Below are 25,136 nucleotides of genomic sequence, written 5' to 3'. Positions count from 1 at the left end.
GACCCGCTCGCGGGCTACGAACTCAGAGGAGCAACGACCATGAACACCACACCCAGCATGACGCTCGAACGAGAGCGAACGGATGCCGCGGCATCCGCTGCATCGAACCGTTCGACCTCGCAGCCGAAGCGTGCCGCCGGCAGCTTCCAGACCGTCGAACCGCGCATCGAGGTCACGGCCCCGCTCGGCGAGCGGTACGACGAGATCCTGACGCCCGAGGCGCTGCAGTTCCTCGCGGAGCTGCACGACCGCTTCGCCGGCACCCGGCACGAACTGCTCGCCGTGCGCCTGCAGACCCGGGTCGACGCGGCGAACGGCCGCGACCCGAAGTTCCTGCCCGAGACCGAGTCGATCCGCAGCAACGCCGACTGGCGCGTCGCCGGCGCCGGCCCGGGCCTCGAGGACCGCCGGGTCGAGATCACGGGCCCGACCGACCGCAAGATGGCCATCAATGCGCTGAACTCGGGCGCGAAGGTGTGGCTCGCCGACCAGGAGGACGCCACGAGCCCCACCTGGGCGAACGTCATCGAGGGTCAGCTGAGCCTCTTCGACGCGCTGCGCGACCGGCTCGAGTACACCAGCCCCGAAGGCAAGCAGTACCGCGTCACGGCGGAGGAGACGCCGACGATCGTGATGCGCCCCCGCGGCTGGCACCTCGTCGAGAAGCACCTGAAGTTCCACGACCGGGCGGGGCGCGCGATGCACGCCTCGGGTTCGCTCGTCGACTTCGGCCTCTACTTCTTCCACAACGCGCAGGCGCTCATCGCCGCCGGCCGCGGGCCGTACTTCTACCTGCCGAAGCTCGAGTCGCACCGCGAGGCCAAGCTCTGGAACGACATCTTCGTCTACGCGCAGAACCGGCTCGGCATCCCGCAGGGCACGGTGCGTGCGACGGTGCTCATCGAGACGATCCAGGCCGCGTTCCAGATGGACGAGATCCTCTACGAATTGCGCGACCACTGCGCGGGCCTGAACGCCGGCCGCTGGGACTACATCTTCTCGATCGTGAAGACCTTCCGTTCGCGGGGCCGCCGCTGGGTCCTGCCCGACCGCAAGGCGATCACGATGACGGTGCCGTTCATGCGGGCCTACACCGAACTGCTCGTCGCCACGTGCCACAAGCGCGGGGCGCACGCCATCGGCGGCATGAGCGCGTTCATCCCGAACCGCCGCGACCCAGAGGTCACCGAGCGCGCGCTCGCCGCAGTGTCGGCCGACAAGCGCCGCGAGGCGGGCGACGGCTTCGACGGCACGTGGGTGGCGCACCCCGACCTGATCCCGACGGCCCGCGCCGAGTTCGACGCCGTGCTCGGCGACCGGCCGAACCAGGTCGACCGCCTGCGTGACGACGTGCACGTGACGGCGGCCGAGCTGCTCGACATCCCGTCGATCGGTGGCGAGGTCACCGAGGGCGGCGTGCGTGACAACGTCTCGATCGCGATCCGCTACATCGAGTCGTGGCTGCGCGGCACGGGTGCAGCGGCGATCGACAACCTCATGGAGGATGCCGCGACGGCCGAGATCTCGCGCTCGCAGATCTGGCAGTGGTTGAACGAGAACACCGTCACCGCCGAGGGCACGCGCATCGACCAGACCTCGATCGTGCGGCTCATGGCCGAGGCGGTCGCCGCCCTGCCGCGCTTCGAGGGCGACCGTTTCGACGACGCCATCTCGGTGTTCCGTAGCGTCGCGCTCGAGCCCGAGTTCCCGACCTTCCTCACCGTCGGCGCGTACGCGCGCTTCCTCTGAGGGGCAGTACGCGGAAGTCCCGAATCGGGACGATCATGTCGTACTGAACTTCCTGTGAGCCAGGGCCCGAGGGGGCCGTCCCGACCGCATCCGGTGATCCCGGAGGTGCCACGGTCGGGGCGGCCCCTTCGCCGTGTGCGCCGGTTCTGCCAGAATCGGTGCTCGTGACCCAGTCGACCACCTCCACCGTTCGCATCCGGCCCGCCACGATGGCGGATGCCGCTGCGCTCTCGTCGCTCGCCGCGGCGACGTTCCCGCTCGCGTGCCCGCCGCACACGACGCCCGAGGCGATCGCCGACTTCATCGCGAGGAACTTCGGCGTCGATCACTTCGAGGCCTACCTCGCCGACCCTGAGCGCATCCTGCTCGTGGCGGAGCTGCCTGGGGCCGAGGCGCCGCGCCTCCTCGGCTACACGATGCTCGTCGGCGGCGAGCCCGCCGATGCCGACGCGGCACGGGCCGTCACGGCACGCCCGACGATCGAGCTCAGCAAGGTCTACGTGCTCGCGGAGTCGCACGGCACGGGCGCCGGTGCCGCGCTCATGCGAGGCTCGCTCGACGCGGCGCGTGCTGCCGGAGCGGCGACGATCTGGCTCGGGGTCAACGAGGAGAATGCGCGGGCGATCGCGTTCTACGAGCGCCACGGGTTCGCGAAGGTCGGCGACAAGCACTTCGTCGTCGGCGGCCGCGTCGAAGACGACTGGGTGATGGAGCAACCGCTCGCCGCCGCGCCGTCGCCGGTCGAGTAGCCGCGTCAGCGCAGCGGCACGCCCACGTCGCTGCCGCCCTCGGGCGTGAGCCGGGCGTTCATCGACAGCAGTGTCGGGGCGGGCACGAAGCCGCCGGCGAAGAGCGCCTCGCCCTGGCGGAACCACGGCGACCGGGCGATGAGCGCGGTCGGCGCGTAGCCGAAGTAGGTCGCGAGCCCCTCGAGGTCGACGGGGGAGCTCATCTTCATAAGTGCTAGGTTGTCGCACTGCGAGATGATGCCGGGCGCGACCTTCGAGGGTCGCTGCGTCGAGAGCAGGAGCCACAGGCCGAACTTGCGGCCCTCGGCGGCGATCTGCACGAGCCGCTCGCGCACCGCGACGGCGAGCGGCGAGGTCAGCGTCGGCGAGCAGAGGTTGTGGGCCTCGTCGATCACGAGCAGCACAGGGCGGCGCTCCTCGCGGCGAGCCCACAGCTCGTCGAGCACAGAGAGGGCGACGACGAGGTGCTGGTCGGGCGTCGAGAATCCGCCGAGGTCGAGCACCGTGGCATCCGCTCGCTCGTCGATGACCGACGTCGCGTCGCGGTCGTGACCGGCCCAGACCTCCCATTTCAAGAGGCCCATGTTCTCGATGCGGAGGCCCAGCGCGCGCCGTGCCCGGTCGTCGGAGCCGAGCAGTTCGGGCAGCAGCTCGTGCGTCTCGATGGAGCTGAACGAGTCGCTCAGGTGCACGACGGCGTTGAACTCTTCGCGGTCGACGACGGGGTCGAGCCGCAGCACGGCGGCCTTCGCCTCCATCGTCATCGACGTGAAGCGGGCACGCAGCGGGTCGGTACCCGCGGTGTTCGGTCGCAGCACGCGGATGTCGCGCTGCCGCAGCAGCTCTGCGGTCGGGCCGCTCGCGTCGGCGTTCAGCTCGCCGAGCCGCACGAAGTCGGAGTTGGGATCGAAGACCACGATGGGCAGCGCCGTGTGGGCGATGAGCTGCTCGAGCACGACGCCGAGGGCGTAGGTCTTGCCCGAGCCGCTCTGGCCGCACCAGAAGGTGTGCCGGTTGAAGCGATGGGCGAGGAGCCGCGCGGGCCGCATCGGCGGGCTGAGGTTCACGCCGACCTCGAGTGCGGCCCCCATGGCGGTGTGCACCAGGTCGAGCGTCTCGGCGTCGGCCAGCTCGACCTCGGCCGCGACGAATGGCCCGCCGCCGCGCGGATCGAATCGCGCGCCCTCGACCGTGCCGAGCAGGCGCCCGCGCAGCGCCTCCGGCCCGCCGTCGACGCTCTGTTCCCGCTCCTCGACGAGCGCGAGCTGGCGCCCCGACGGCGTGCTGACCAGCAGCAGCGTGCCGGCGATGAAGGGCGTGCCCGCGGCATCCGGAACCGTGAACGATCGGCCGTCTTCTGAGTGCGCAGGATGCTGCGTACGGTGCTCGGTCATGCGCCGATCCTCCCACGCGAGACGGGTCCGAGACAGGAGAGACCGGCCGCGCCTCGGCGTGTCGCTAGGCGGCCGGGGTCACGCCCGTTCCGGTCGCCGCTCCTGCCGCTGCCGCGGCTTCCACGGTGCGTGCTGCGCGCCGCGCGAGCCACCACGTGCCGAGGCCCGAGGCGAGGAAGATCGCGGCCAGCACGGCCCACCCCGAGAACCCGTGCGAGATCGCCGTCGCGTTGACGACGAGCGGTGCCGCGAGCGCGCCCACCGTGTAGCCCATGCCGAACACGCCCTGGTAGCTGCCGGCCTGCACCGGGTCGGCGAGTTCGAAGCTGAGTCCCCAGCCGCCGGCCTGTGAGAGCACCTCGGCGAAGGCGTGCACGGTCGCGGCGATGACGAGCACGGTGATCGCGAAGCCGATCGGCAGCCCGGCTGCCGAGGCGTACACGAGGCACGCGGCAGCCATGAGCCAGGCCGCGATTCCCGAGACACGCGCGGCGACGCGCAGGTCGTGCGTGCCCCGCGAGAGCGGCACTTGGAAGATCACGACGATCACGGTGTTCAGGATGAGCAGCGCAGCGACGACCGCTTCGGGCGCCGTGGTCTCCCGGGCGATCCACAGCGGCACGCCGAGTTCGGCGACGCCGAACTGCATGCCGAACACGGCGCTGAGGGCGGTGAGCACGAGATAGCGCGGGTCGCGCCAGGGCGAGTGCCGCCGCCACGCGCGCCGGTCGGCGGCTGCTGCCTCGGCGCTCGCCTCGGCGTCGACCGAACCGGTCTCGGTCGTCACCGGTTCGGCGGGCACCCGCGCGGGGGCGTCGACCCGCGATGGCAGGCGCACGAGCTGGATGATGCCGAGCAGGTAGAGCACGCCGGCGCCGGCGATGAGCACGCGGTACGCCTCGGCGGTGCCGATCGCGAGGGCGAGTGCGCCGAGGCCCGAGCCGACGGCGATGGCCACGTTCGTGACGGTGCGGAGCACGGCACGGGCGTGTACCCGGCTCTCGCCGGTGAAGGCGCGGGCGATGATCGCCGAGCGGGTCGAGTTCGCGCCCTGCTCGAAGAGCCCGCAGACGACGGCGATGACGAGCGCCGTGACGAAGTCGCCCGCGAAGACGTAGGCGATGAGCGCGACGCCCTCGATCGTCGTGAAGAGCACGATGAGGCGCTTGGCGCTGTACCGGTCGGCGAGCCAGCCGCCCGCGAGGGAGGCGATCACGCCGGCGGCGCTCGCGGCCGAGAGCACGATGGCGACTTCGTGCGGCGCGAGGCCGACGATGAAGGTGAAGTAGAGCACCGTCACGGTCAGGAAGATGCCCCGGCCGACGCGCGAGATCAGGGTCGCGCCGACGAGGATGCGCAGCACCGGGTCGGAGACGGATGCTGCGAGGCGGGCGATGAACGACGGAGCGCCGCCCTTCGCGGCGCCGGCCTCGGCGGCCGCCTCCGGGTCGACCGTCGGCACGGTTCCGGTGTCGGATGTCGGGGGAGAGGTAGGGCTCACTCGTACAGTTCTGTCAGATCCGTCGACGGCGTGAAATTGATGTAGCGTTTCACTACATGTTGCGATACGTGCTGAACGAGGGGGATGTCGCGGCCGTGCGTTTCGGCATCTCGCCGCTCTGCGAGCTCGGCCTGTCGCTGCGCGCGATCGACGACCCGTCGCGATTCCCGTTGCAACTGCCATGGCTGCGCCGCACGGAGGCTGCTCGAGCCGACCTCGACACCGAGGCGCTCGCCGGCCTCATCGACGATCGACTCTGGACTCCCGACTTCCTGAACCCTCGACCTGAGTCGCCGCTCACGCGGCTCGACGACGAGTTCGAGCAGCTGCTCGCGACGCCTGCCGCGACCTTCATCGGCGACCTCGTCGCCGTGCACGGGCACGTGCCCGCCGTGTTCGAGGGGTCGCCGAAGGTCGCCCTCCGCCGAATCGTGCGTGCGCTTCACGAGCTCTGGGATGCCTCGTTCGCTCCGTACTGGCCGCGCATGCGGGCGGTGCTCGAGGCCGACGTCGTGCACCGCGGCCGCCAGATCGCTCAGAGCGGCCTGTCGACGATGCTGAACGGCATCTCGTCGACGGTCGACTACGAGGGCGGCATCGTCTCGGTGCGACTGCGCGACCCGGCCGATCGGGTGCAGGCGATCGACGGACTCGGGCTCACCCTGGTGCCGACGATGTTCACGCGTCGCGGCTCGGCGCCGGTCGGCGACGGGCCGCCGATGATCATGTATCCGGCACGCGGCCAGGGAGCGCTCTGGGAGAACGAGCGCGTGGCGAATCCCGCGGCGGTCGCCGCGATCCTCGGCGAGACCCGGGCGAGCCTGCTGTCCGCGCTCGGCGATCCCGCCTCGTCGACCGAGCTCGGGGTGCGCTTCGGCGTCACGCCGTCGGCCGTCAACCAGCACCTGCGAGCGCTCCGCGACGCCGGGCTCCTCGTCTCGACGCGGTACGGGCACAGCGTGCTCTACCTCCGGAGCGAACTCGGCAGCGCCCTGCTCGACGCGCGCGCCGGCTGACGCGCTCCTGTGGGTTGAGGAGGGAGCGGAGCGACCGTCTCGAAACCTGTTGCTCGGGGTGGGTTTCGAGACGGCGCTGGCGCGCCTCCTCAACCGACGATGTGATCAGGCCGGGTCTGGGATGACCCGCAGCACGACCTTGCCGCGCACGTGCCCGGCCTCGAGCAGCCGGTGCGCCGCGGCACCCTCCTCGAGCGGGAACTCGCGCTCGACGTGCACCCGCACAGCACCGTCGTCGATCAGCCGGGTGATCACCGAGAGGGTGCGGGCGTCGGGCGAGACCGAGTAACCGGTCGAGCGGATGCCCCGAGCCGCCGCCTCCTCGGCCATGGTCGGCCAGGCGCCGGTGGGCACCGTCACGATCAGTCCGCCGGGGCGCAGCGCGTCGAGCGAGCGGGTGCCCGTGTCATCCGCGACATTGCCGATCAGGTCGATGACCACGTCGTGATCGGTCGCGACCGTCTCGAAGCGCTCGGCCGTGTAGTCGATGACGCGACGGGCGCCGAGGTCGCGCAGGAACTCGGCGTTGCGGGCGGAGCCGGTGGCCGTGACGACCGCCCCGAAGTACGCCGCGAACTGCACGGCGAAATGGCCGACGCCGCCGGCGCCGGCGTGGATCAGCACGCGCTGCCCGTCGTGCACGCGGGCCGTGTCGACGACGGCGCCCCACGCGGTGAGCGCGGCGAGCGGCACTGCGGCGGCCTCGGCGAACGAGAGGGTCGACGGCATGCGGGTGAGGCTCAGCGAGCTCACCGCGACGAGCTCGGCGTAGGTGCCGCCGACACGGGGCACCCGGCCCATGCCGTAGACCCGGTCACCGGGCTGCAGCGGGTGCGCCGAGTACGGCACGGACTCGACCACGCCGGCGAAATCGCCGCCGAGCACGGCGGGGTACGACGGGATGGCGCGGGCGACGCCGCGACCCGCCCTGGTCTTCACGTCGATCGGGTTCACCCCGGCCGCGACGACCCGCACCACGACCTCGTCGCTGATGCGGATCGGGTCGGGCACCTCGGCGATGTGCAGTTCGTCGGCCCCGCCCGTCTGATCGATCACCAATGCCCGCATCGACACACCCTCCCGAGATTGCTCTTCGCACCGTACCCGTCCTCGCTATGATCGCACCGACCGTCGGATGTCCGGTGGCGAGCGCAGGATGGGGAGAGCGAATGCGAACGGTCTGGGGCGTCATCAGGGTCGCGGCGGCGGCGGGGATCATCATCGCGATCGTGGGCCAGTTCGCGAAGAGCCTGTCGATGGTGCCCGATCCGACGTTCTTCGTCGTCAACTTCCTGAGCTTCTTCACGATCCTCTCGAACGCGCTCGCGGCGATCGTGCTGCTGATCGGGGCGTGGTTGGCGTTCCGCGCGCCGGCCGACCCCACCTGGTTCAACCTCACGCGCGCCTCGATCGTCACCTACATGGCGACCACGTTCGTCGTCTACAACTTGCTCCTGCGCGACATCTCGCTCGACCAGGCGACGACGCTGCCGTGGTCGAACGAGATCCTGCACGTCTGGGCGCCGCTCTACGTCGTGCTCGACTGGGTGCTCGCACCAGGCCGTCGCACGATCGCGTGGCAGCGCATCTGGACGATCGCGATCTTCCCGATCGTCTGGGTGGTCTACACGATGATCCGCGGCGCGATCACCGGGTGGTACCCGTATCCGTTCCTGAACCCCGCCGTCTCACCGGGCGTCGGCTACGACGGGGTCACGGTCTACGTCATCGCGATCGCCGCGTTCATCCTGCTCGTGGGTGCCGGCATCATCGGCATCAGCCGGAGCGCATGGCCGTACCGCGCCGTGGCCGAGCAGCCTGAAGCCGCTCCAGTGGAGGCGCCGGTCGCGCGCTGACCGACCGATCGGCCGACCGCTCGCGCCGGGTCAGGCGCGGGTGTGCTGCAGCCAGCGCGCGATGCCCTCGCGCAGCAGCGCCGTCTGCACGGGCAGCCCGTCGTCGCGTGCCGGCAGCTCGACGAGCGGCGCATTGAGGCCCGCCGCCCAGCGCTCGGCGAGCGCGTAGGGGTGCACGGGGTCGCGCGGCGCCCCGATGACGAGCGAGCGGATGCCGCGGGGCTCGAGCTCCGCGAGCTCGGCGTCGTCACGGAACGCGCGGTTGCGGGGGATCTCGACGAGCCGCATCGCCCGCCGTGCGGCGTCGGGCGCCGTGAACTGCGACAAGAGGCCGCGAGCGCCCGCGGGTGAGACCGAGAGCACGTGCTGGAAGATCGCCCGTTCGCGGAACTCATCGGCGCCCGCAGGCCCGGCGTCGGCGAGGATCTGCCCGATGACCGGGAAGACGCGCAGATGGTCGGGGAGCGACCGGTCGCTGAACGATGGCCGCACGAACACGGCGCGTTCGATCGGCAGGAGGCCGTCGAGCGCGATGCGCAGTGCGAGTGCGGCGCCGAGCGAGACGCCGATGACGGTCAGGGGTGCGGATGCCTCGGGCGTCGGCGCACCCGCATCGTCGATGGCCTCCCGCACGGCAGCGGCCACCTCGGCCGCGAGCCGGTCGAGGTCGAAGTCGGCCGGTTCGCCGACGGTGAGGAACCCGCCGTGGGCGCGGATGTCGGGCGCGACGATGAGTTCGTCGGGGCCGACCGCGGCGTGCACCGCGGGTGTGAAGAGATCGAGCGGCTGGCGTCGATCGGCGCCGAGGCCGTGCAGGAGAACGGTCGTCATATGGTGGAACCTCCCGGCAATGGGGAACGCGGGGGCCGTGCGCGGTGGTGCTGGTGGTGCATCGTACGACGGTGCTCGGTGATCACGTGCGGCGCCCGCCGAGCTCGGCGATGAGCTCGTCGGCCAGCCTCACGAGGATCGCGATCTGGTCGTCGTCGCGATCGACCCAACGGTACTCGGGCTCCTCGCGAATGGGAATGAAATCGTCGTGCTGCTCCCACACCACGAGCGTGCGCTCGGCGCCGAGCACGTACTGCTGCCACCAGACCTGCCGGAGGTAGCCGCGGGGGATGCCACGCCACGCGCGGGAGGTCGTCTTGATCTCGCAGAGTTCGAGCGCGCCGGTGGGCGTCACCCGAAGCCCGTCGGGCGTCGCGAGGTGGCGGCGCTCGAACTCGGCGTGGAAGAGCAGGCTCGACGGCTCGATGTCGTGCGTGCGCCTGGCCCACTCGGCGATGACGGGCTCGCGCTCCTTGCCGTGATCGGTGTACCGGCTGCCGCCGAACGAGCTGCCGTTGCGCTTCTCCCAGGCGGCGGAGCGCACCGAGGCGAAGGAGGCGAGCTTCGCGGCATCCGTCGCGGTGATGCCTCGGGAGCGGGCCCGGAGCCACGCGACCCGGTCGCTCGAATCGGCGACGACACGCGAATGGCACGGATGCCGCGGGCGCTCGTCGACCGCGACGGCCGTCGCCGGACCCTCGAGGTCGAAGAGGGCGAACGGGGTGTCGGGCACCTCTCGAGCGTACCGCTCCGCCCCGTCAACGAGCCGAGGCCCGCGCGCGTGTGCGCGGCCCGTCGGTCAGCGTGCCGCGAGCGCGTCGATGCCCTCGGGCGAGAGCACGTGGTGGATCGCGAGCATGCTCGCCCCGAGCACGCCGGCGTTCGCCGCGGCGGCCGACTGCACGATCGTGAGGTGCTCGGTCGCGAGCGGCATCGAGCGGGTGTACACGACCTCGCGCACGCCGGCGATGAGGTGCTCGCCCGCCCGCGCCATGGAGCCGCCGATCGCGACGACCGAGGGGTTCACGAGGCTGACGCAGGCGGTCAGCACCTCGCCGATGTCGCGGCCCGCCTGGCGCACGGCCTGGATGGTGTCGATGTCGCCGCGCTTGACGAGTTCGATGACGTCGTCGTTGGAGTTCGCCTCGATGCCCTGCTCGCGGAGGGCCCGGGCGATTGCCGGGCCCGAGGCGAGGGCCTCGAGGCATCCGCGGTTGCCGCAGTGGCAGGGCACGTCGGTGCCGCGCGCGACGCGCACGTGACCGATGTCACCCGCGATGCCCTGCGCGCCGCGCTGCAGGAGGCCGCCCGAGATGATTCCCGAGCCGATACCGGTCGCGACCTTCACGAACATGAGGTGCTCGACCTGCGGCCAGGCGAGCGCGCGCTCACCGAGGGCCATGATGTTCACGTCGTTGTCGACGAGCACGGGCACCTGGAGGTGCTGTTGCACCCAACCGGGCACGTCGAAGCGATCCCAGCCGGGCATGATGGGCGGGTTGACGGGGCGGCCGGTCGAGTGCTCGACGGGGCCGGGCACGCCGATGCCGATGGCGACGAGCTCCTGCCGGCTGCGTCCGAGTCCCTTGATGAGGTCGAGTCCCGACTCGACGAACCAGCCGAGCACCGCCTCGGGGCCCTGCGCGATGTCGAGCGGTTCGCTGTGCTCGGCGAGCACGGTGCCGGCGAGGTCGGTGACGGCGATGGTGGCGTGCGAGGCGCCGAGGTCGGCGGCCAACACGATGCGGGCGCCGGGGTTCAGCGCGAACTGCGACGGCGGCCTTCCGCCGGTCGAGGCGGCGTCGGCGACCGGGGAGACGAGGCCGAGCTCCATGAGCTCGTCGACTCGCGCCGCGATGGTGGAACGGGCGAGGCCCGTGCTCGCGGCGAGTGACGCGCGCGTTCGCGGCGCCCCGTCACGGAGCAACTGGAAGAGCTCGCTCGCGCCCGAGGCGCCGAGTGCCGAGCCGCGGCTGATGTCGACCATGCTCTGAGTAAAGCACACCACCTTGTCTTGCAGCTGTATCTCGAAGATGTAACGACTCCGGCAACTTTTGCCGAAGGACTAGCAAAAGATGCAGGACGTGTGCCACGATGTCCCCATGACAACGGACGTCATCGCCCCAGCCCGCACGATACGTGCCGGCTTCGTCGGCGGCGGATTCATGGCCACGGTTCATTCTCGGGCAGCTCGCGCCGCCGGGGCCGAACTCACGGGCGGTGCGTCCTCATCGGCGGACCGTGCTCGCGACGCAGCGCAACGCCTCGGATTCGCCACCGCCTTCGACTCCCTCGGCGATCTCCTCGCAGCCCCTGACATCGACGTCGTGCATGTCTGCACGCCGAACACGACCCATGCGGCGATCGCCCGCGCGGCGCTCGAGGCCGGCAAGCACGTGATCTGCGAGAAGCCGCTCGCGACCTCGGCGACGGATGCCGCGGAGCTCGCCGCACTCGCCGATGAACTCGGGCTCGTGGCCGCGGTGCCCTTCGTGTACCGCTTCCACCCGATGGCGCGAGAGGCGAGGGCGCGCGTCGCCCGCGGCGAGACCGGGCGCCTGCTCAGCGTGCAGGGCTCCTACCTGCAGGACTGGCTCGCGGGCCCCCGTGACGACGACTGGCGCGTCGACACCGCGCTCGGCGGGCCCTCGCGGGCGTTCGCCGACATCGGCTCGCACCTCGTCGACCTGCTCGAGTTCGTCTCGGGCGAGCGCATCACGCGACTGAACGCCTCGACGCGCACCGTCTACGAGGCCCGCGCCATGCACGACGACATCGCCACCGAAGACCTCGTCGCCGTCGTCGTCGAACTCGCATCCGGCGCCGTCGGCACGCTGCTCGTGTCGCAGGTCGCCCCCGGGCGCAAGAACGCCCTCACGATCGAACTCGCGGGCACCGACGCGAGCGTGCGCTTCGAGCAGGAGCGCCCCGAGATCCTCTGGCTCGGGCGCACCGACGCCTCGAGCGTCATCGAACGCGACCCGGCACGGCTCGCCGACGACGCCGCACGGCTCTCGCTCGTGCCCGCCGGTCACCCGATGGGCTACCAGGACGCGTTCAACGCCTTCGTCGCCGACGCCTACGCCGCGATCGGCGGGCCGACGCCCGAGGGGCTTCCCCGATTCGACGACGGATTGCGCGCGGTGCGCGTGACCGAGGCAGTGCTCGCCTCAGCGGCGAGCGGCAACTGGGTGGAGGTGCCCGCATGACCGCAGAGCAGTCGCAGGCCGCAGCAGGCCGCGGTGCCGTGCTCGACGGCGAGCCCGTGCTCGTCGCCACCGGACTCGAGAAGTCGTTCTTCGGCGTCACCGTGCTTCGCGGGGTCGGGCTCACGCTCCACCCGGGCGAGGTGCACGGGCTCGTCGGTGAGAACGGCGCCGGCAAGTCGACCTTCATGAAGATCCTCGCGGGCGTCTACGAACGCGACGGCGGCAGCATCACGCTCGGCGGCAACGAGGTGGCCTTCAGCCACCCCGTCCAGGCCGCGCAGGCCGGACTCGCCACCGTCTTCCAGGAGTTCAACCTCCTGCCCGAGCGCACCGTCGCTCAGAACGTCTTCCTCGGCCGCGAGCCGCGCCGCGCCGGCTTCGTCGACAAGAAGGCGATGATCGCCGAGACGCAGACGCTGCTCGCCGACCTCGGCATCGACTCCATCGACGCGGGTGCCCCGGTGCGCACGCTCACCGTCGCCGAGCAGCAGATCGTCGAGATCGTCAAGGCCCTCTCGGTCGACGCCCGCGTCATCCAGATGGACGAGCCGACGGCCGCGCTCGCCGACCACGAGGTCGAGCTGCTCTACACGATCGTGCGCCGACTCTCCGAGCGCGGCGTCGCGATCGTCTACGTCTCGCACCGGCTGAAGGAGATCTTCGACCTCTGCGACACGATCACCGTGCTGAAAGACGGAGCGCTCGTCTCGAGCGGCCCCGCCGCCGAGCTCGACACCGACGAGCTCGTGCGCCGCATGGTCGGTCGGCCGATCTCCGCCTACTTCCCGGCAGCAGAAGAGGGCACGGTCGTGGGGGAGCCTCGGCTCGAACTCCGCGGCGCGGGTAACGCCTACGTCGACGACATCGACCTCGAGCTTCGCGCCGGCGAGATCGTCGGCATCGCGGGCCTGCAGGGTTCGGGTCGCACCGAGCTCGTCGAGGCGCTCTTCGGCATCGCACCGTTCACGCGGGGTGAGCTGCGGCTCGACGGGCGGCCCGTGCACATGACCTCGGCGCGGCAGGCCGTCAAGGCCGGCGTCGCGCTCATCACCGAAGACCGCAAGGCCCAGGGCCTCGCCCTCAACCAGTCGATCGCCGACAACGCCCTCCTCGTCATCCGCTCGGTCTTCGCCCGGCGCACCACCGAGGCTCGGCGCGACCTCCCCGGCGTGCTCTCCTCGCTCGAGGTCGCGTCCCAGGGCGTCGACCAAGAAGTGCAGTATCTCTCGGGCGGCAACCAGCAGAAGGTCGTGCTCGCGAAGTGGCTCGCCACCAAGCCCCGAGTCGTGCTGCTCGACGAACCGACCCGCGGCATCGACGTCGGTGCGAAGGTCGCCGTCTACACGCTCATGCGCCGACTCGCGAAGGAAGGAGTCGCCATCCTCATGATCTCCTCCGAACTGCCCGAGGTGATCGGCATGTCCGACCGCATCATCGTCATGCACGACGGCCGCGCTTCAGCTGAGCTGCCGGCCCGCAGCGACGAGGCCACGATCCTCTCGGCTGCCACCGGAACGCTCAAGGTCGGCGGCACGGCGATCGGCGGCGCTCCGACAGGCTCAGCGAACAGTTCAGAAGAGGAGGCGGGCCGATGAGCACCGCTGCTGCGACATCCGTTCGCCGAGGCCGTCGTCGTCGCCTCGACGCGAGTCTGATCGTGGGCATCGCCCTCGTCGGCGTGATCATCATCGGCGCGATCCTCGTCGCGAGCGTCGGCCGCAACTTCTTCAGCGCCGGCAACATCCGCGACATCCTGACCGGCATGAGCGTGCTCGGCTTCGTCGCGATCGGCCAGACGCTCGTGATCCTGTGCGCCTCGCTCGACCTGTCGGTGCCGTACGTCATCAGCCTCTCGAGCCTCATTGCCGCAGACCTCATGGCCGGCAACCCGGCGAACATCCCCTTCGCGGTGCTGGTCGTCGTCATCGTCGCGGGCCTCATCGGCCTCGCGAACGGCCTCATCGTCACCAAGCTCAAGGTCAACGGCTTCATCGCGACGCTCGGCACCGGGCTCATCATCAAGGGCTATCTCGACTCGAACTACAAGGGCACGAGCGGCGAGGTGCCGTGGGAGTTCCAGCTGATCGGCGCGACCGGCGTCGGACCCGTGCCTGTGTCGACCCTCATCATGCTCGCGGTGGCCGTGCTCGGCGCGTTCTTCCTCGCCCGCACCCGGGTCGGCAACCACATGTTCGCCGTCGGCGGCAACGAGCAGGTCGCGCGCCTCTCCGGCATCCGCACCGCCCGCCCCATCATCGTCGCCCACGTGCTGTGCTCGATCACGGCGGCGTTCGCCGGGCTCCTCCTCGCGAGCCGGCTCGGCGTCGGCAGCCCCACCGTCGGCATCCAGGGCGGCTACGACCTGCTCTCGATCGCCGCGGTCGTGCTCGGCGGCACCCTGCTCATGGGCGGTCGCGGCTCGATCTGGGGCACCATCGGCGGCGTCGCGATCTTCGCGGTCGTCGACAACGTGATGAGCGTCATGCAGGTGAACCCCTTCCTGAAGGACGTCGTGCGCGGTGTCGTCATCGTCGCAGCGGTCGCCGTCTACACCAGCCGATCGCTCGACCGCAGGCGGCCGCGCTTCGGCACCGGATCGGCGGCGCCCGACACACCGGCCGACCGGAGTGCTCCGCCGCCCGCCGTCGCGCACGAGAAGGAGGCATCGGCATGACCGCCGTGACCACCCAGCAGCCCTCGGTCGGACAGCGTCTCGCCGGCTTCGGCCGCACGCTGATCAGCCCCAGGGGCGCCGTCTTCCTGCTGCTGATCGTGCTGCTCATCGCGATCACGCTGCTGAACCCGTCGTTCGCGGAGCCCTCGCAGTTCATCCGCTTCATCCAGCGCGTCGCCCCCGTCGCGATCGTCGCGATCGGCCAGTACTTCGTGATCGTCGGCGGCGAGTTCGACCTCTCCATGGGCTCCGTCGTCACCGCCCAGGTCGTGATCGCCGGCAACCTCATCGGACAAGACGAGTCGAAGTCGCTGCCCGTGCTGCTGTTCATGCTCGTGTTCGGCGCGTTCATCGGCCTCGTCAACGGCCTCATCGTCACGATGCTGAAGGTGCCGAGCTTCATCGCCACGCTCGGCATGATGCTCGCCCTGCTCGGCGCGACGCTCTACTGGACGGGCGGTGCCGCGACCGGCAACCCCGCCGACGGCTTCCGCGAGATCGGTCGTGGCGGCATCAGGGACCTGCCCGTCATCGACATCCTGCCCTGGTCGGTCGTGGTGCTCGTGGTCGTGCTCGTCATCGCGATCTGGTTCGCCCGTCGCCCGTTCGGCCGCACAATCATCGCCCTTGGCGACAACCCGACGACCGCCCGCTTCTCGGGCACCCGCAACTGGTGGGTGAAGACGTCGACGTTCATGATCTCCTCGCTCTCGGCGACCGTCGCCGGGGTGCTGCTCGTCGGCTACGCCGGCGTGCACCCGAGCGTCGGCCGCGGCTACGAGTTCACCGCGATCACCGCGGTCGTGCTCGGCGGCGTCGTGCTCGGCGGAGGCCGCGGCTGGGTCGTCGCCGCTGCGGCCGGTGCGTTCGCCCTCGAGGCGCTCTTCACGCTGCTGAACTTCGCCGGGGTGCCGTCGACCTACCGCGACGCGGTCCAGGGTGCGATCATCATCCTCGCCGTCGCGTACTCGGCGACCACCCTTCGCGCCCGTCGCAAGGGCCGCGCCCTCGAGGCGCCCGCCCCACTGATTTCGCCGGACCCCTCATCAGGGCCGTCGACTGAGACTTCGCCGGCACCGGCGGAGGAGCAGGATGCCGCGGCATCCGCTCGCCCTGCACCCATTCCCTCGACGCAGAGGGCTGACAACGAAACCAAGGGAGGTTCGTGATGCGACGCAGGTATACAGTGGCATCCGCCATGGTCGGCGCTCTCGCGCTCATGGCACTGGCAGGATGTACCACCGACCCCAACGTGGCCGCGCCGTCGGAAGACGCCGGAGCCACGGAGGAAGCGGTCGAGTGGTTCGACCAGGAGCTCTACGACAAGCAGTACGCAGAACGGTCCGTCGTGCCCGAGGGGCCCGAAGGCCAGCCGTGGCTGCAGCACATCAACGCCGAGATGACCGACACGTCGGCCTACGCGTCCACCGGGGCGAAGAAGGCGTGCTTCGCGAACGCCTCGATCTCCAACCCGTGGCGCCAGACCGGCTGGATCACGATGAACGAACAGCTGAAGGTGCTGCAGGAAGCGGGAGCGATCTCCGAGATGGAGACCCGCGACGCGCAGGACTCGGATGACACGCAGATCGCCGACATCGACTACTTCATCAATGAAGGCAACTGCGACATCTACCTCATCTCGCCGAACTCCACGGCGGCCATGACCCCGGCCGTCGAGCGTGCGTGCGACACCGGCAAGCCCGTCGTGGTCTTCGACCGCGGCGTGCAGACCGACTGCCCCGTCACGTTCATCCACCCCATCGGCGGATTCGCGTGGGGCATCGACACCGCGGAGTTCCTCATCGAGGAACTCGAGCCGGGTTCGAAGGTCGTCGCGCTCCGGATCCTCCCGGGCGTCGACGTGCTCGAACAGCGTTGGGCTGCGGCCGAGAAGCTCTTCTCGGAGAACGACATCGAGGCGGTCGACTACTTCACCGGAGCCGACCCCACCGAGATCAAGAAGATCATCTCCGACGAGCTCGCCAAGGGCGATGTCGACGGCATCTGGATGGACGCCGGTGACGGCGCCGTCGCCGCCATCGAGGCGTTCGAGGACGCCGGCGTCGACTACCCCGTCATGACGGGCGAAGACGAGATGAGCTTCCTGCGCAAGTGGAAGGAGACGGGGCTCACGGGTCTTGCACCGGTGTACTCCAACTTCCAGTGGCGCACCCCGCTGCTCGCCGCGCAGAAGATCTTCGCCGGCGAGGAGATCCCCAAGGAGTGGGTGCTGCCGCAGTCGCCGATCACCGCTGAAGAGGTCGACCAGTACCTCGAGGCGAACGACGGCATGCCCGACGGCCACTACGCGAAGTTCGGCGGCGAAGACCTGCCGGGTTACCCGCAGGTCTGGCAGGACCGCATCATCCCGTAACCAGCACCACCAGTACCACCCGTAGTACCCCCGCAGCAATTCAGGAGCGGAGGCGTGTCGCGGGCCCGATCACCCGATTGCGGTCCGCGACACGCCCATGCCAACCTGAATTGCTGCGGGTCCAACGACCGTCGGAAGCCCGGCATCCGCCGCAAGGAGGCAGCATGCGCCGCATCATCGGCGTCAACACCTGGGTCTGGACCTCACCGCTCGACGACGACTCGCTCGCCGAGATCGCCGCGAAGGCAGCGGGCATGGGGTTCGGATCGATCGAACTGCCGGTCGAGACGCCAGGCGACTGGTCACCGGATGCCGCGGCCGACGTGCTCCGCGAACACCGACTCGCCCCCGTGGTGGTCGGGGCGATGGGCCCGGGGCGCAACCTCATCGCGGCGCCCGGCTCGGAGATCGTCGCCACCCAGAACTACCTCGTGCACTGCGTCGGCGTCGCTGAGCAACTGGGCGCCCGCGTGGTCGCCGGCCCGTTCACGGCCGCCACCGGCCGCACCTGGCGCATGGACGCCGAGGAGCGCGCGGCCCGGTACCGCGAACTGCAGGACAGCCTCCGTCCGGTCGTGCGGGCGGCGGAGCGCAGCGGCGTGCGACTCGCGATCGAGCCGCTGAACCGCTACGAGACGAGCCTCGTCAACACCGTCGAGCAGGCGCTCGAGGCGCTCGGGCCGCTGCTCGGTCCCGGCCTCGGACTCGCCCTCGACAGCTATCACCTGAACATCGAGGAGCAGCGCGTCGGCGACGCGATCCGCCTCGCCGGCGAGCATCTCGCATACGTGCAGGTCTGCGGCAACGACCGCGGCGCGGTGGGCGACGACCACATCGACTGGCCGGCCTTTCTCGACGCCCTCGACGACGTCGGCTACTCGGGACCCCTCGGCCTCGAGTCCTTCACGGGCGACAACGACACGATCGCGGTCGCCGCCTCGGTCTGGCGACCGCTCGCGGCATCGCAAGACGAACTGGCGGCACGGAGCATCCGCTACCTGACCGCCCTGCAAGACGAACGGGAGCGAGCATGACCCCTTCAGCAACGGATGCCGCGGCATCTGCCACCCGCCCGGTCACCCTCTTCACAGGGCAGTGGGCCGACCTGCCGTTCGCGGAGGTCGCCCGTCTCGCCGCCGAGTGGGGTTACGACGGGCTCGAGATCGCCTGCTCGGGCGACCACCTCGACCTGAAGCGCGCGGAGGAGGAGCCCGGCTACCTCGATGAGCGCCGCGAGATCCTCGACCGTCACGGCCTGCAGGTCTTCGCGATCTCGAACCACCTCACGGGGCAGGCCGTGTGCGACGCCCCCATCGACTTCCGCCACGAGGCGATCCTGCGGCCCTACACCTGGGGCGACGGCGACGCCGAAGGGGTCCGGCAGCGCGCCGCGGAGGACATGAAGCGCTCGGCGCGCGTGGCCCGCGCCCTCGGGGTCGACACGGTCGTGGGATTCACGGGCTCCTCGATCTGGCCGTACGTCGCGATGTTCCCGCCCGTGCCGGCATCCGTGATCGACGCGGGCTTCGAGGACTTCGCCGCGCGCTGGAACCCGATCCTCGACGTCTTCGACGCCGAGGGCGTGCGGTTCGCGCACGAGGTGCACCCGTCGGAGATCGCGTACGACTATTGGAGCTCGGTGCGCACGCTCGAGGCGATCGGGCACCGCGAGGCGTTCGGGTTCAACTGGGACCCGTCGCACATGATGTGGCAGAACATCGACCCGGTCGGCTTCATCTGGGACTTCAAGGACCGCATCTACCACGTCGACTGCAAGGACACGCGGATGCGTCCGCAGAACGGCCGCGCGGGCGTGCTCGGCTCGCACCTACCGTGGGGCGATCCGCGTCGAGGCTGGGACTTCGTCTCGACGGGGCACGGCGACGTGCCGTGGGAGGACTCGTTCCGCGCGCTCGACGCGATCGGCTATGCCGGACCCATCTCGGTCGAGTGGGAGGATGCCGGCATGGACCGGCTGCACGGCGCGGCGGAGGCGGTCGGATTCATCCGCTCGCTGCTCTGGCCGAAGCCGACCGCCTCGTTCGACGCGGCGTTCTCCAACCAGTAGCCGACCCCGTACGATCGGGCCTGTGCGTCCCGCTCCGAACCAGACCCGTGCCCCGCGCCCCGACCGCGACCTCTCACGGCCGCTGCCGTCGGCGCTGAGCTGGACGGTGCTGGTGGTCTTCGCCGCGGCGCTCGCCGTCGCGGTCGTCGCCGTCGGCCTGCCCTGGTGGGTTCCGGCCTGGTATGGCGCGGTGAGCCTCGTGGCCTTCGTCGCCTACGGCCTCGACAAGCGGGCGGCGAAGCGTTGTGCGCCGCGCACCTCGGAGTCGGCGCTGCTCACGATGGGGTTCGTGGGCGGCTGGCCGGGCGCCCTCGTCGCCCAGCAGTTCTTTCGCCACAAGACGCGCAAGCGCAGCTTCCGCCGTGCCTTCTGGCTCAGCGTCGTGGTCAACGTGCTCGTGCTCGCCGCGTTCATCGCCCTGTTGAAGGCGGGCCTCGGCCTCTTCGACTACTCGGGAATGCTCCAGTAGTACGCCACGCCTCCGGGGTGCAGCTCGGTGATCGCCCAGTCGACCGAGCGGTCCCACGTCGGGTCGGTGTGGCCCGCGTAGAGGATCGTGATCGACCCGTCGAGTTCCGTCTCGACCGAGGTCACGACGCCGGTGTGGTCGCGGTCGCCCGAGTCGTCCCAGTCGAACTGCACGACGTCGCCGACCTTCACCGATGCGCGCTCGGCGTCGGTGAGTGCGGTCGCCCGCTCGGGGTGCTCCTCGAGGTAGTCGCGCATGGCGGTGGAGCTGATCCAGGCGTCGGCGTGGCCGTAGGCGTCGCCTGACTCGTCGTACCACCACTCCTCGTCTTCGGCCCAGCCCCGCGCGAGCAGGGTCTGGCTCGTGAAGTTCACGCAGTCGTTGTCGTCGAGGTAGCCGAAGGTGTCGCTCGCGGTGTCGTCCCAGTGCTCGAACGCGTAGGAGAGCTGGGCGGCGACGCCGTCGGAGTATGCCGAGAAGTCGGCGACACCGCTGTCGGCATCGGATGCCTCGCGGCCCGCGCCGCCCGCGTCGCGGGCGCCTGAGACGCTGTCGGCGGCATTCGCCGCTGAGGCGTCGCCGCTCTGCTGAACGGTCCACCAGGCGACGGCTCCGCCGCTCACGACGAGGGCGACGACGGCGATCGCTGCGAGAACGGTGGTACGACGGCGGCGGGAATCGGGCTGCGCGGGGGAGGGGGACATCGGTTCCAGCGTAGGAAGCCCGCCTGAGCAAACCCCGACCGCGAGGCAGTTCAGGCTGCGACGGTCAGTCCGCGACGCTCCAGTAGTAGACCTTCGTCTCGGGATGATTCGGGTGGTCGTCGACCGAGCGGTCCCACGTGGCATCCGTGTGGCCGCCGTAGTACACGTCGATCTCCCCGTCGTCGCCCTCGCGTACGGCGGTGACGACGGCGGTGTGGTCGCGATCGCCCGAGTCGTCCCAGTCGAACTGCACGATGTCGCCGGGCTTCACCTTCGCGCGCTGCGAGTCCGACAGCGCCGTGGCCCGCTCGGGACGGGAGGCGAGGTAGTCGCGGAACACCGTCGACGAGCGCCACGCGGCGGAGTGGGCGTACGCGTCACCGTCTTCGGAGTACCACCACTCGTCGTCGACCTCCCAGCCGCGCTCGATGAGCGACTGCGACGCGAAGTTCACGCAGTCGTCGACGCCGAGCACGCCGTAGCGCTCGCTCGAGTCGGCATCCCACCGGTCGCGCACGTACTCGAGCTGGCGCAGCACGGGCGCGGGCAGTTCGGGATCGAGTTCGAGCGCCGCCGCATTCGGGTCGCTGCCGTCGCCCCCTTGCGTGCCAGGGCCTTTCGGTGCCGCCGCAGCGACGGCGACCATGACGAGCCACACGACGAGCCAGACCACGAGCGCGACGGCGACAAGCGCTGCGCCGCCCACGACGAGGCGCCGCCGCAGGTAGGTCGCGGGCGCGGGGCGTGGGGGCGTCGTGCTCATCTCCTCCACCGTAAGCGTTGTTCTGACGTGCTGTGCGCCTACCCGCCCGCAGCGCAGTGCAGACGCATGCAGCATCCGCTCGCCGAAGTCATAGGGAACGCATAGCTCGACGCGGATACTGGAGATATGAGCAACGCCCCGGCCAGCCCCCACCGCGCCCCCGCGATCGCGAAGGGCGACGGCTCGATGGTGCGCGTGCTCGTGGTCGACGACGAGCACTCGCTCACCGAGCTGCTCAAGATGGCCCTCAAGTACGAGGGGTGGGACGTGCGCACCGCGAGCGACGGCCAGTCGGCGGTGAAGATCGCCCGCGAGTTCCGGCCCGACGCGATCGTGCTCGACATCATGCTGCCCGACATCGACGGCCTCGAGGTGCTCTCGCGCGTGCGCGCCGAGGGCACCGAGACCCCCGTGCTCTTCCTCACCGCGAAAGATTCCCTCGACGACCGCATCGCGGGCCTCACCGCGGGCGGCGACGACTACGTCACGAAGCCCTTCAGCCTCGAGGAGGTCGTGGCGCGCCTGCGCGGACTCATCCGCCGCTCGACCCTCACCCTCGCCCAGGCGAAGGACCCGGTGCTCGTCGTCGGCGACCTGACCCTCGACGAGGACTCCTACGAGGTCAGCCGCGGCGGCACGCCGATCGAGCTGACCGCGACCGAGTTCGAGCTGCTTCGCTTCCTCATGCGCAACCCCCGCCGCGTGCTCTCGAAGGCGCAGATCCTCGACCGCGTCTGGAGCTACGACTTCGGCGGCAAGGAGTCGGTGGTCGAGCTCTACATCTCGTACCTGCGCAAGAAGATCGACGCCGGACGCGCCCCGATGATCCACACGGTGCGCGGCGCCGGCTACATGCTGAAGGCCGCCGGATGACGCAGCCGGGCGATCCCGGTTACGCGGCGTCGGCCCGGGCGAACGCGACCGGCGCGGTGTCGGCGGTCGACGCGGGTCCGGACTTTCCCGTGGAGGCCGACCTTCCGCGCCGACGCGAATGGACGCTGCAGCGTCGGCTGTTGCTGGTGCTCGCTGGGCTCCTCGCGGCCGTCAGCGCCGTGGTCGGCGTGGTGAGCGTGAGCGTCTTCCACACTTCGTCGATGGCCGCAGTCGACGCCGACCTGCGTTCGGCGATGGACCGGGCCGAACTGAACCTCCAAGGCCCGGTGCCGTTCCCCGGCAGCGGTGAGGCGGCGACGCCGCTGCTCGATGTCGCAGGCCAATCGGCCGGCACGCTCGCGGCGGTCGTCCCCGATTCCGGCCAGGCCGACGCGGCCTACATCGCCGAGGACGCGCAGGGCATCCTGAAGCTGCCGTCGAGCGCGACGTCGACGCTCGCCGCCGTTCCCGACGACGGGCAGCCCCACACGATCGACATGGGACGTGGGCTCGGCGAGTTCCGCGCGCTGTCGGAGCGCAAGGACATCGCTCCCGAGACGCGTGTCGTGATCGCCCTGCCGCTCGCCGAGGTGGTGGCGGCCACGAGGGAGCTCGCCGTGACGATCGCCGTCGTCGCGCTTGCGGGCCTGGTGCTCGCGCTCGGATTCGGCTCACTCATCGTTCGACGTGCGCTGGCGCCGCTCTCGCGCATGACCGAGACCGCGCTGCACGTCTCGGAACTTCCCCTCGCCCGCGGCGACGTCGCGCTCGCCGAGCGTGTATCCGTCGACGACGAACACACCGAGGTCGGGCGCCTCGGCGGTGCGTTCAACCGCATGCTCGGGCACGTGGCATCCGCTCTGTCCGCTCGCGAGGAGAGCGAGCAGAAGGTGCGCCGCTTCGTCGCCGACGCCAGCCATGAACTGCGAACGCCGCTCGCGTCGATCCGCGGCTACGCCGAACTCACGAGGCTGCACGGCGGCGAACTGCCGCCCGACGTCGTGCACGCGATCGGCCGCATCGAGTCCGAGTCGGTGCGCATGACCGAGCTCGTCGAAGACCTGCTGCTGCTCGCCCGGCTCGACGAGGGGCGCGAGCTCGCGGCCCTGCCCGTCGATCTCGGCCGGGTCGTCGTCGAGGCGGTCGGCGATGCGCAGGCCGCCGGCCCCGGCCACGACTGGGAGGTACGGCTTCCGGATGCCGCGGCGGTCGTCGTCGGCGACGAGCCGCGCCTGCGGCAGGTCGTGACGAACCTGCTCGCAAACGCGCGCGTGCACACGCCCGACGGCACGTCGATCGTGGCCTCGCTCGAACGCGACGGCGACCACGTCGTGCTGACGGTCGAAGACGACGGCCCCGGCATCGCGCCGGCGCTCGCCGACTCGCTCTTCGAACGCTTCGCCAGGGGCGATTCCTCGCGATCGCGCATCGCCGGCAGCACCGGTCTCGGACTCGCGATCGTGAAGGCCGTCGTCGAGGCCCACCACGGCGACGTGTCGGTCTCGAGCGAGCCCGGCCGAACGGCGTTCGTCGTCGCGCTGCCGCTCGCCCCGTCAGCATAGGCTGGGAGCCACCGACCCCCACCCGCACCACCAGCCGTTACCCCGAGACGCCCATGAGCCTGCAGCAGACGATCACCCGCATCGCCGCCGAGCTCGGGCGCCCGGCCCTCGTCGAGGACCATCGACGCTCCGTCGTCGCCTACAGCCCGCACCCCGACGAGATCGACGAGGTGCGTCGCCGCTCGATCCTCGAGCACCGCGCCGATCCGGCGGTGCACACGTGGCTCAGCCGGCTCGGCGTCTACGCCGCGACCTCCGCGGTGCGCGTCCCGGGCAATCCCGAACTGGGCATGCTGCCGCGCGTCTGCGTGCCGATCGGCCGATCGGGCGTCGTGTTCGGCCACCTCTGGTTCATCGAGCCGGCCGAGGTCGTGCGGCCGCTCGACCTCGCTCGCGCGCGAGCCTCCGCAGAGCTGGTCGCCGACGAATGGGCTCGCGTCAGGATGTCCGAGGAAGGGGAGTCGGCCCGCGAGGCCGAGCTCGCCCGCGAACTCGTGCTCGGCCGCGCCGAGGTGCGGCGACGCCGTGCGGCAGACGAGCTCGTCGAATCCGGACGGTTCGAGAGCGGGCTGCTGCGCGTCTACGTGCTGACGACCGACGTACTGCCCGGGTCGCCGGCGGCCCAAGCCGACGAGTCGGTCGAGCGCTGGGCGCGCAAGGCGCGTCGTGCGCTCGGCGGTCGCGGCGTGCTCACCCTCGCCAGACGCGACCATGCTGCGGTCGTCGTTCCGTCGTCGACCGGACGCTTCGCCGATACCGACCGCATCGCCCGCGTGATCGCCGAATCGGCGGGCGGAGCGCTCGCGGTCTCCCTGCGGGTCGCCGTCGGCGGGGAGGCATCCGTCGCCATGGCCCGGGAGAGCTATCGGCAGGCGCGCCGTGCACTCGGCATCGCCGCCTCGTTCCGGTTGCAGGAGCGCGTGCTGCACTGGGACCGGCTCGGCGTGTACCGCGGACTGGACTCGGCATCGGCGGCAGGCCTCCGCTCCGGAGACTTCGAGCCCGGTCTCGAGCGACTCGCTGCGGAGCGCGACGGCGACGTGCTCATCGAGACGCTCGAGTCGTACCTCGCGGCCGCCGGACACGTGCAGACCGCTGCCGCGCGACTGGGGGTGCATCGCACCTCGCTCTACAACCGGCTGAATCGCGCGCAGCGGATCCTCGGCATCGACCTCGACGACGGTCTCGACCGTCTCGGCGTGCACATCTCGCTCCTGCTGCGCGCCGGCGAGGCGAGCAAGAGCGACGGGGCCCGCGAAGCCGGGTGACCGCCCGAGGCCGACCTCGACATCTGTCGATCGGCCCGCCGCTCCGGCGCGACGCCTGACGCGTGACCCGTGCTTC

23 protein-coding genes are annotated in these 25,136 nt (G+C 70.7%); 15 read left to right on the top strand and 8 right to left on the bottom strand.

Going from position 1 to position 25,136, the window contains the following annotated elements:
* Positions 1 to 39: 39 nt before the first annotated feature.
* A complete protein-coding gene (gene aceB, locus VPH61_RS02055) occupies positions 40 to 1,749 on the top strand; it encodes a malate synthase A (protein ID WP_332061857.1) in 1,710 nt (569 codons plus the stop codon).
* 164 nt (positions 1,750 to 1,913) lie between these two features.
* Positions 1,914 to 2,498: a GNAT family N-acetyltransferase gene (locus VPH61_RS02050; RefSeq protein ID WP_332061856.1), complete on the top strand. Its 585-nt coding sequence runs from the start codon at positions 1,914 to 1,916 to the stop codon at positions 2,496 to 2,498.
* Positions 2,499 to 2,503: 5 nt separating this feature from the next.
* On the opposite strand, the gene VPH61_RS02045 is transcribed toward VPH61_RS02050, so the two are convergent.
* Positions 2,504 to 3,892 (bottom strand): ATP-binding protein, encoded by a 1,389-nt coding sequence (locus VPH61_RS02045; RefSeq protein WP_332061855.1) that lies wholly within the window; start codon positions 3,890 to 3,892, stop codon positions 2,504 to 2,506.
* Positions 3,893 to 3,956: 64 nt separating this feature from the next.
* Positions 3,957 to 5,354, bottom strand: a complete 1,398-nt coding sequence (locus VPH61_RS02040; protein ID WP_332061854.1) for an MFS transporter — start codon at positions 5,352 to 5,354, stop codon at positions 3,957 to 3,959.
* Positions 5,355 to 5,449: 95 nt separating this feature from the next.
* Between VPH61_RS02040 and VPH61_RS02035 the strand changes: the two genes are divergently transcribed.
* Positions 5,450 to 6,409 carry an ArsR/SmtB family transcription factor gene (locus VPH61_RS02035; RefSeq protein WP_332061853.1) on the top strand — a complete coding sequence of 320 codons (960 nt, stop codon included), beginning with the start codon at positions 5,450 to 5,452 and terminating at the stop codon, positions 6,407 to 6,409.
* Between the two features lie 105 nt (positions 6,410 to 6,514).
* Here VPH61_RS02035 and VPH61_RS02030 read toward each other — a convergent pair whose 3' ends face one another.
* Positions 6,515 to 7,477, bottom strand: coding sequence for an NADP-dependent oxidoreductase (locus tag VPH61_RS02030; protein WP_332061852.1), 963 nt, complete (start codon positions 7,475 to 7,477; stop codon positions 6,515 to 6,517).
* 101 nt (positions 7,478 to 7,578) lie between these two features.
* Here VPH61_RS02030 and VPH61_RS02025 point away from each other — a divergent pair, with 101 nt between their 5' ends.
* Complete coding sequence (locus VPH61_RS02025; protein WP_332061851.1) at positions 7,579 to 8,265, top strand: Pr6Pr family membrane protein; 687 nt, start codon at positions 7,579 to 7,581, stop codon at positions 8,263 to 8,265.
* Positions 8,266 to 8,295: 30 nt separating this feature from the next.
* Here VPH61_RS02025 and VPH61_RS02020 read toward each other — a convergent pair whose 3' ends face one another.
* From VPH61_RS02020 to VPH61_RS02010, 3 genes are all read right to left on the bottom strand, one after another.
* Complete coding sequence (locus VPH61_RS02020; protein WP_332061850.1) at positions 8,296 to 9,096, bottom strand: alpha/beta hydrolase; 801 nt, start codon at positions 9,094 to 9,096, stop codon at positions 8,296 to 8,298.
* Between the two features lie 82 nt (positions 9,097 to 9,178).
* On the bottom strand, positions 9,179 to 9,829 hold the full coding sequence (locus VPH61_RS02015) for a YqaJ viral recombinase family protein (protein WP_332061849.1): 651 nt from the start codon (positions 9,827 to 9,829) through the stop codon (positions 9,179 to 9,181).
* Positions 9,830 to 9,895: 66 nt separating this feature from the next.
* Positions 9,896 to 11,083 (bottom strand): ROK family transcriptional regulator, encoded by a 1,188-nt coding sequence (locus tag VPH61_RS02010; protein WP_332061848.1) that lies wholly within the window; start codon positions 11,081 to 11,083, stop codon positions 9,896 to 9,898.
* A gap of 115 nt (positions 11,084 to 11,198) precedes the next feature.
* Here VPH61_RS02010 and VPH61_RS02005 point away from each other — a divergent pair, with 115 nt between their 5' ends.
* The 8 genes from VPH61_RS02005 (at position 11,199) to VPH61_RS01970 (ending at position 19,890) form a co-directional block, all read left to right on the top strand.
* On the top strand, positions 11,199 to 12,305 hold the full coding sequence (locus tag VPH61_RS02005; RefSeq protein ID WP_332061847.1) for a Gfo/Idh/MocA family protein: 1,107 nt from the start codon (positions 11,199 to 11,201) through the stop codon (positions 12,303 to 12,305).
* Complete coding sequence (locus VPH61_RS02000; RefSeq protein WP_332061846.1) at positions 12,302 to 13,900, top strand: sugar ABC transporter ATP-binding protein; 1,599 nt, start codon at positions 12,302 to 12,304, stop codon at positions 13,898 to 13,900. The genes VPH61_RS02005 and VPH61_RS02000 overlap by 4 nt, the downstream gene beginning before the upstream one ends.
* Complete coding sequence (locus VPH61_RS01995; protein WP_332061845.1) at positions 13,897 to 14,979, top strand: ABC transporter permease; 1,083 nt, start codon at positions 13,897 to 13,899, stop codon at positions 14,977 to 14,979. Before VPH61_RS02000 ends, VPH61_RS01995 begins: the two co-directional genes overlap by 4 nt.
* A complete protein-coding gene (locus VPH61_RS01990; protein ID WP_332061844.1) occupies positions 14,976 to 16,148 on the top strand; it encodes an ABC transporter permease in 1,173 nt (390 codons plus the stop codon). Before VPH61_RS01995 ends, VPH61_RS01990 begins: the two co-directional genes overlap by 4 nt.
* Positions 16,148 to 17,353 (top strand): substrate-binding domain-containing protein, encoded by a 1,206-nt coding sequence (locus tag VPH61_RS01985; protein WP_332062516.1) that lies wholly within the window; start codon positions 16,148 to 16,150, stop codon positions 17,351 to 17,353. Before VPH61_RS01990 ends, VPH61_RS01985 begins: the two co-directional genes overlap by 1 nt.
* Before the next feature lie 164 nt (positions 17,354 to 17,517).
* Positions 17,518 to 18,387 carry a sugar phosphate isomerase/epimerase family protein gene (locus VPH61_RS01980; RefSeq protein ID WP_332061843.1) on the top strand — a complete coding sequence of 290 codons (870 nt, stop codon included), beginning with the start codon at positions 17,518 to 17,520 and terminating at the stop codon, positions 18,385 to 18,387.
* Positions 18,384 to 19,421 carry a sugar phosphate isomerase/epimerase family protein gene (locus VPH61_RS01975; protein WP_332061842.1) on the top strand — a complete coding sequence of 346 codons (1,038 nt, stop codon included), beginning with the start codon at positions 18,384 to 18,386 and terminating at the stop codon, positions 19,419 to 19,421. The genes VPH61_RS01980 and VPH61_RS01975 overlap by 4 nt, the downstream gene beginning before the upstream one ends.
* Positions 19,422 to 19,443: 22 nt before the next feature.
* Positions 19,444 to 19,890 (top strand): DUF1294 domain-containing protein, encoded by a 447-nt coding sequence (locus VPH61_RS01970; RefSeq protein ID WP_332061841.1) that lies wholly within the window; start codon positions 19,444 to 19,446, stop codon positions 19,888 to 19,890.
* On the opposite strand, the gene VPH61_RS01965 is transcribed toward VPH61_RS01970, so the two are convergent.
* Together VPH61_RS01965 and VPH61_RS01960 are read right to left on the bottom strand one after the other, a co-directional pair.
* Positions 19,869 to 20,594, bottom strand: coding sequence for an amidase domain-containing protein (locus tag VPH61_RS01965; protein ID WP_332061840.1), 726 nt, complete (start codon positions 20,592 to 20,594; stop codon positions 19,869 to 19,871). The two genes, VPH61_RS01970 and VPH61_RS01965, sit on opposite strands and share 22 nt — an antisense overlap.
* 64 nt (positions 20,595 to 20,658) lie before the next feature.
* A complete protein-coding gene (locus VPH61_RS01960) occupies positions 20,659 to 21,357 on the bottom strand; it encodes an amidase domain-containing protein (RefSeq protein ID WP_332061839.1) in 699 nt (232 codons plus the stop codon).
* A gap of 126 nt (positions 21,358 to 21,483) precedes the next feature.
* Here VPH61_RS01960 and VPH61_RS01955 point away from each other — a divergent pair, with 126 nt between their 5' ends.
* The 3 genes from VPH61_RS01955 to VPH61_RS01945 are packed head-to-tail and all read left to right on the top strand — an operon-like array spanning position 21,484 to position 25,060.
* On the top strand, positions 21,484 to 22,230 hold the full coding sequence (locus tag VPH61_RS01955) for a response regulator transcription factor (protein WP_332061838.1): 747 nt from the start codon (positions 21,484 to 21,486) through the stop codon (positions 22,228 to 22,230).
* Complete coding sequence (locus VPH61_RS01950; RefSeq protein ID WP_332061837.1) at positions 22,227 to 23,792, top strand: sensor histidine kinase; 1,566 nt, start codon at positions 22,227 to 22,229, stop codon at positions 23,790 to 23,792. Before VPH61_RS01955 ends, VPH61_RS01950 begins: the two co-directional genes overlap by 4 nt.
* A gap of 53 nt (positions 23,793 to 23,845) precedes the next feature.
* A complete protein-coding gene (locus VPH61_RS01945) occupies positions 23,846 to 25,060 on the top strand; it encodes a PucR family transcriptional regulator (RefSeq protein WP_332061836.1) in 1,215 nt (404 codons plus the stop codon).
* Positions 25,061 to 25,136: the final 76 nt, after the last annotated feature.

Source organism: Agromyces sp. CCNWLW203 (assembly GCF_036576125.1).
Taxonomy (GTDB): Bacteria; Actinomycetota; Actinomycetes; order Actinomycetales; family Microbacteriaceae; genus Agromyces.
Note: the sequence above shows the minus strand (reverse complement) of the source record. Positions and strands in the feature narration are given on the sequence as shown.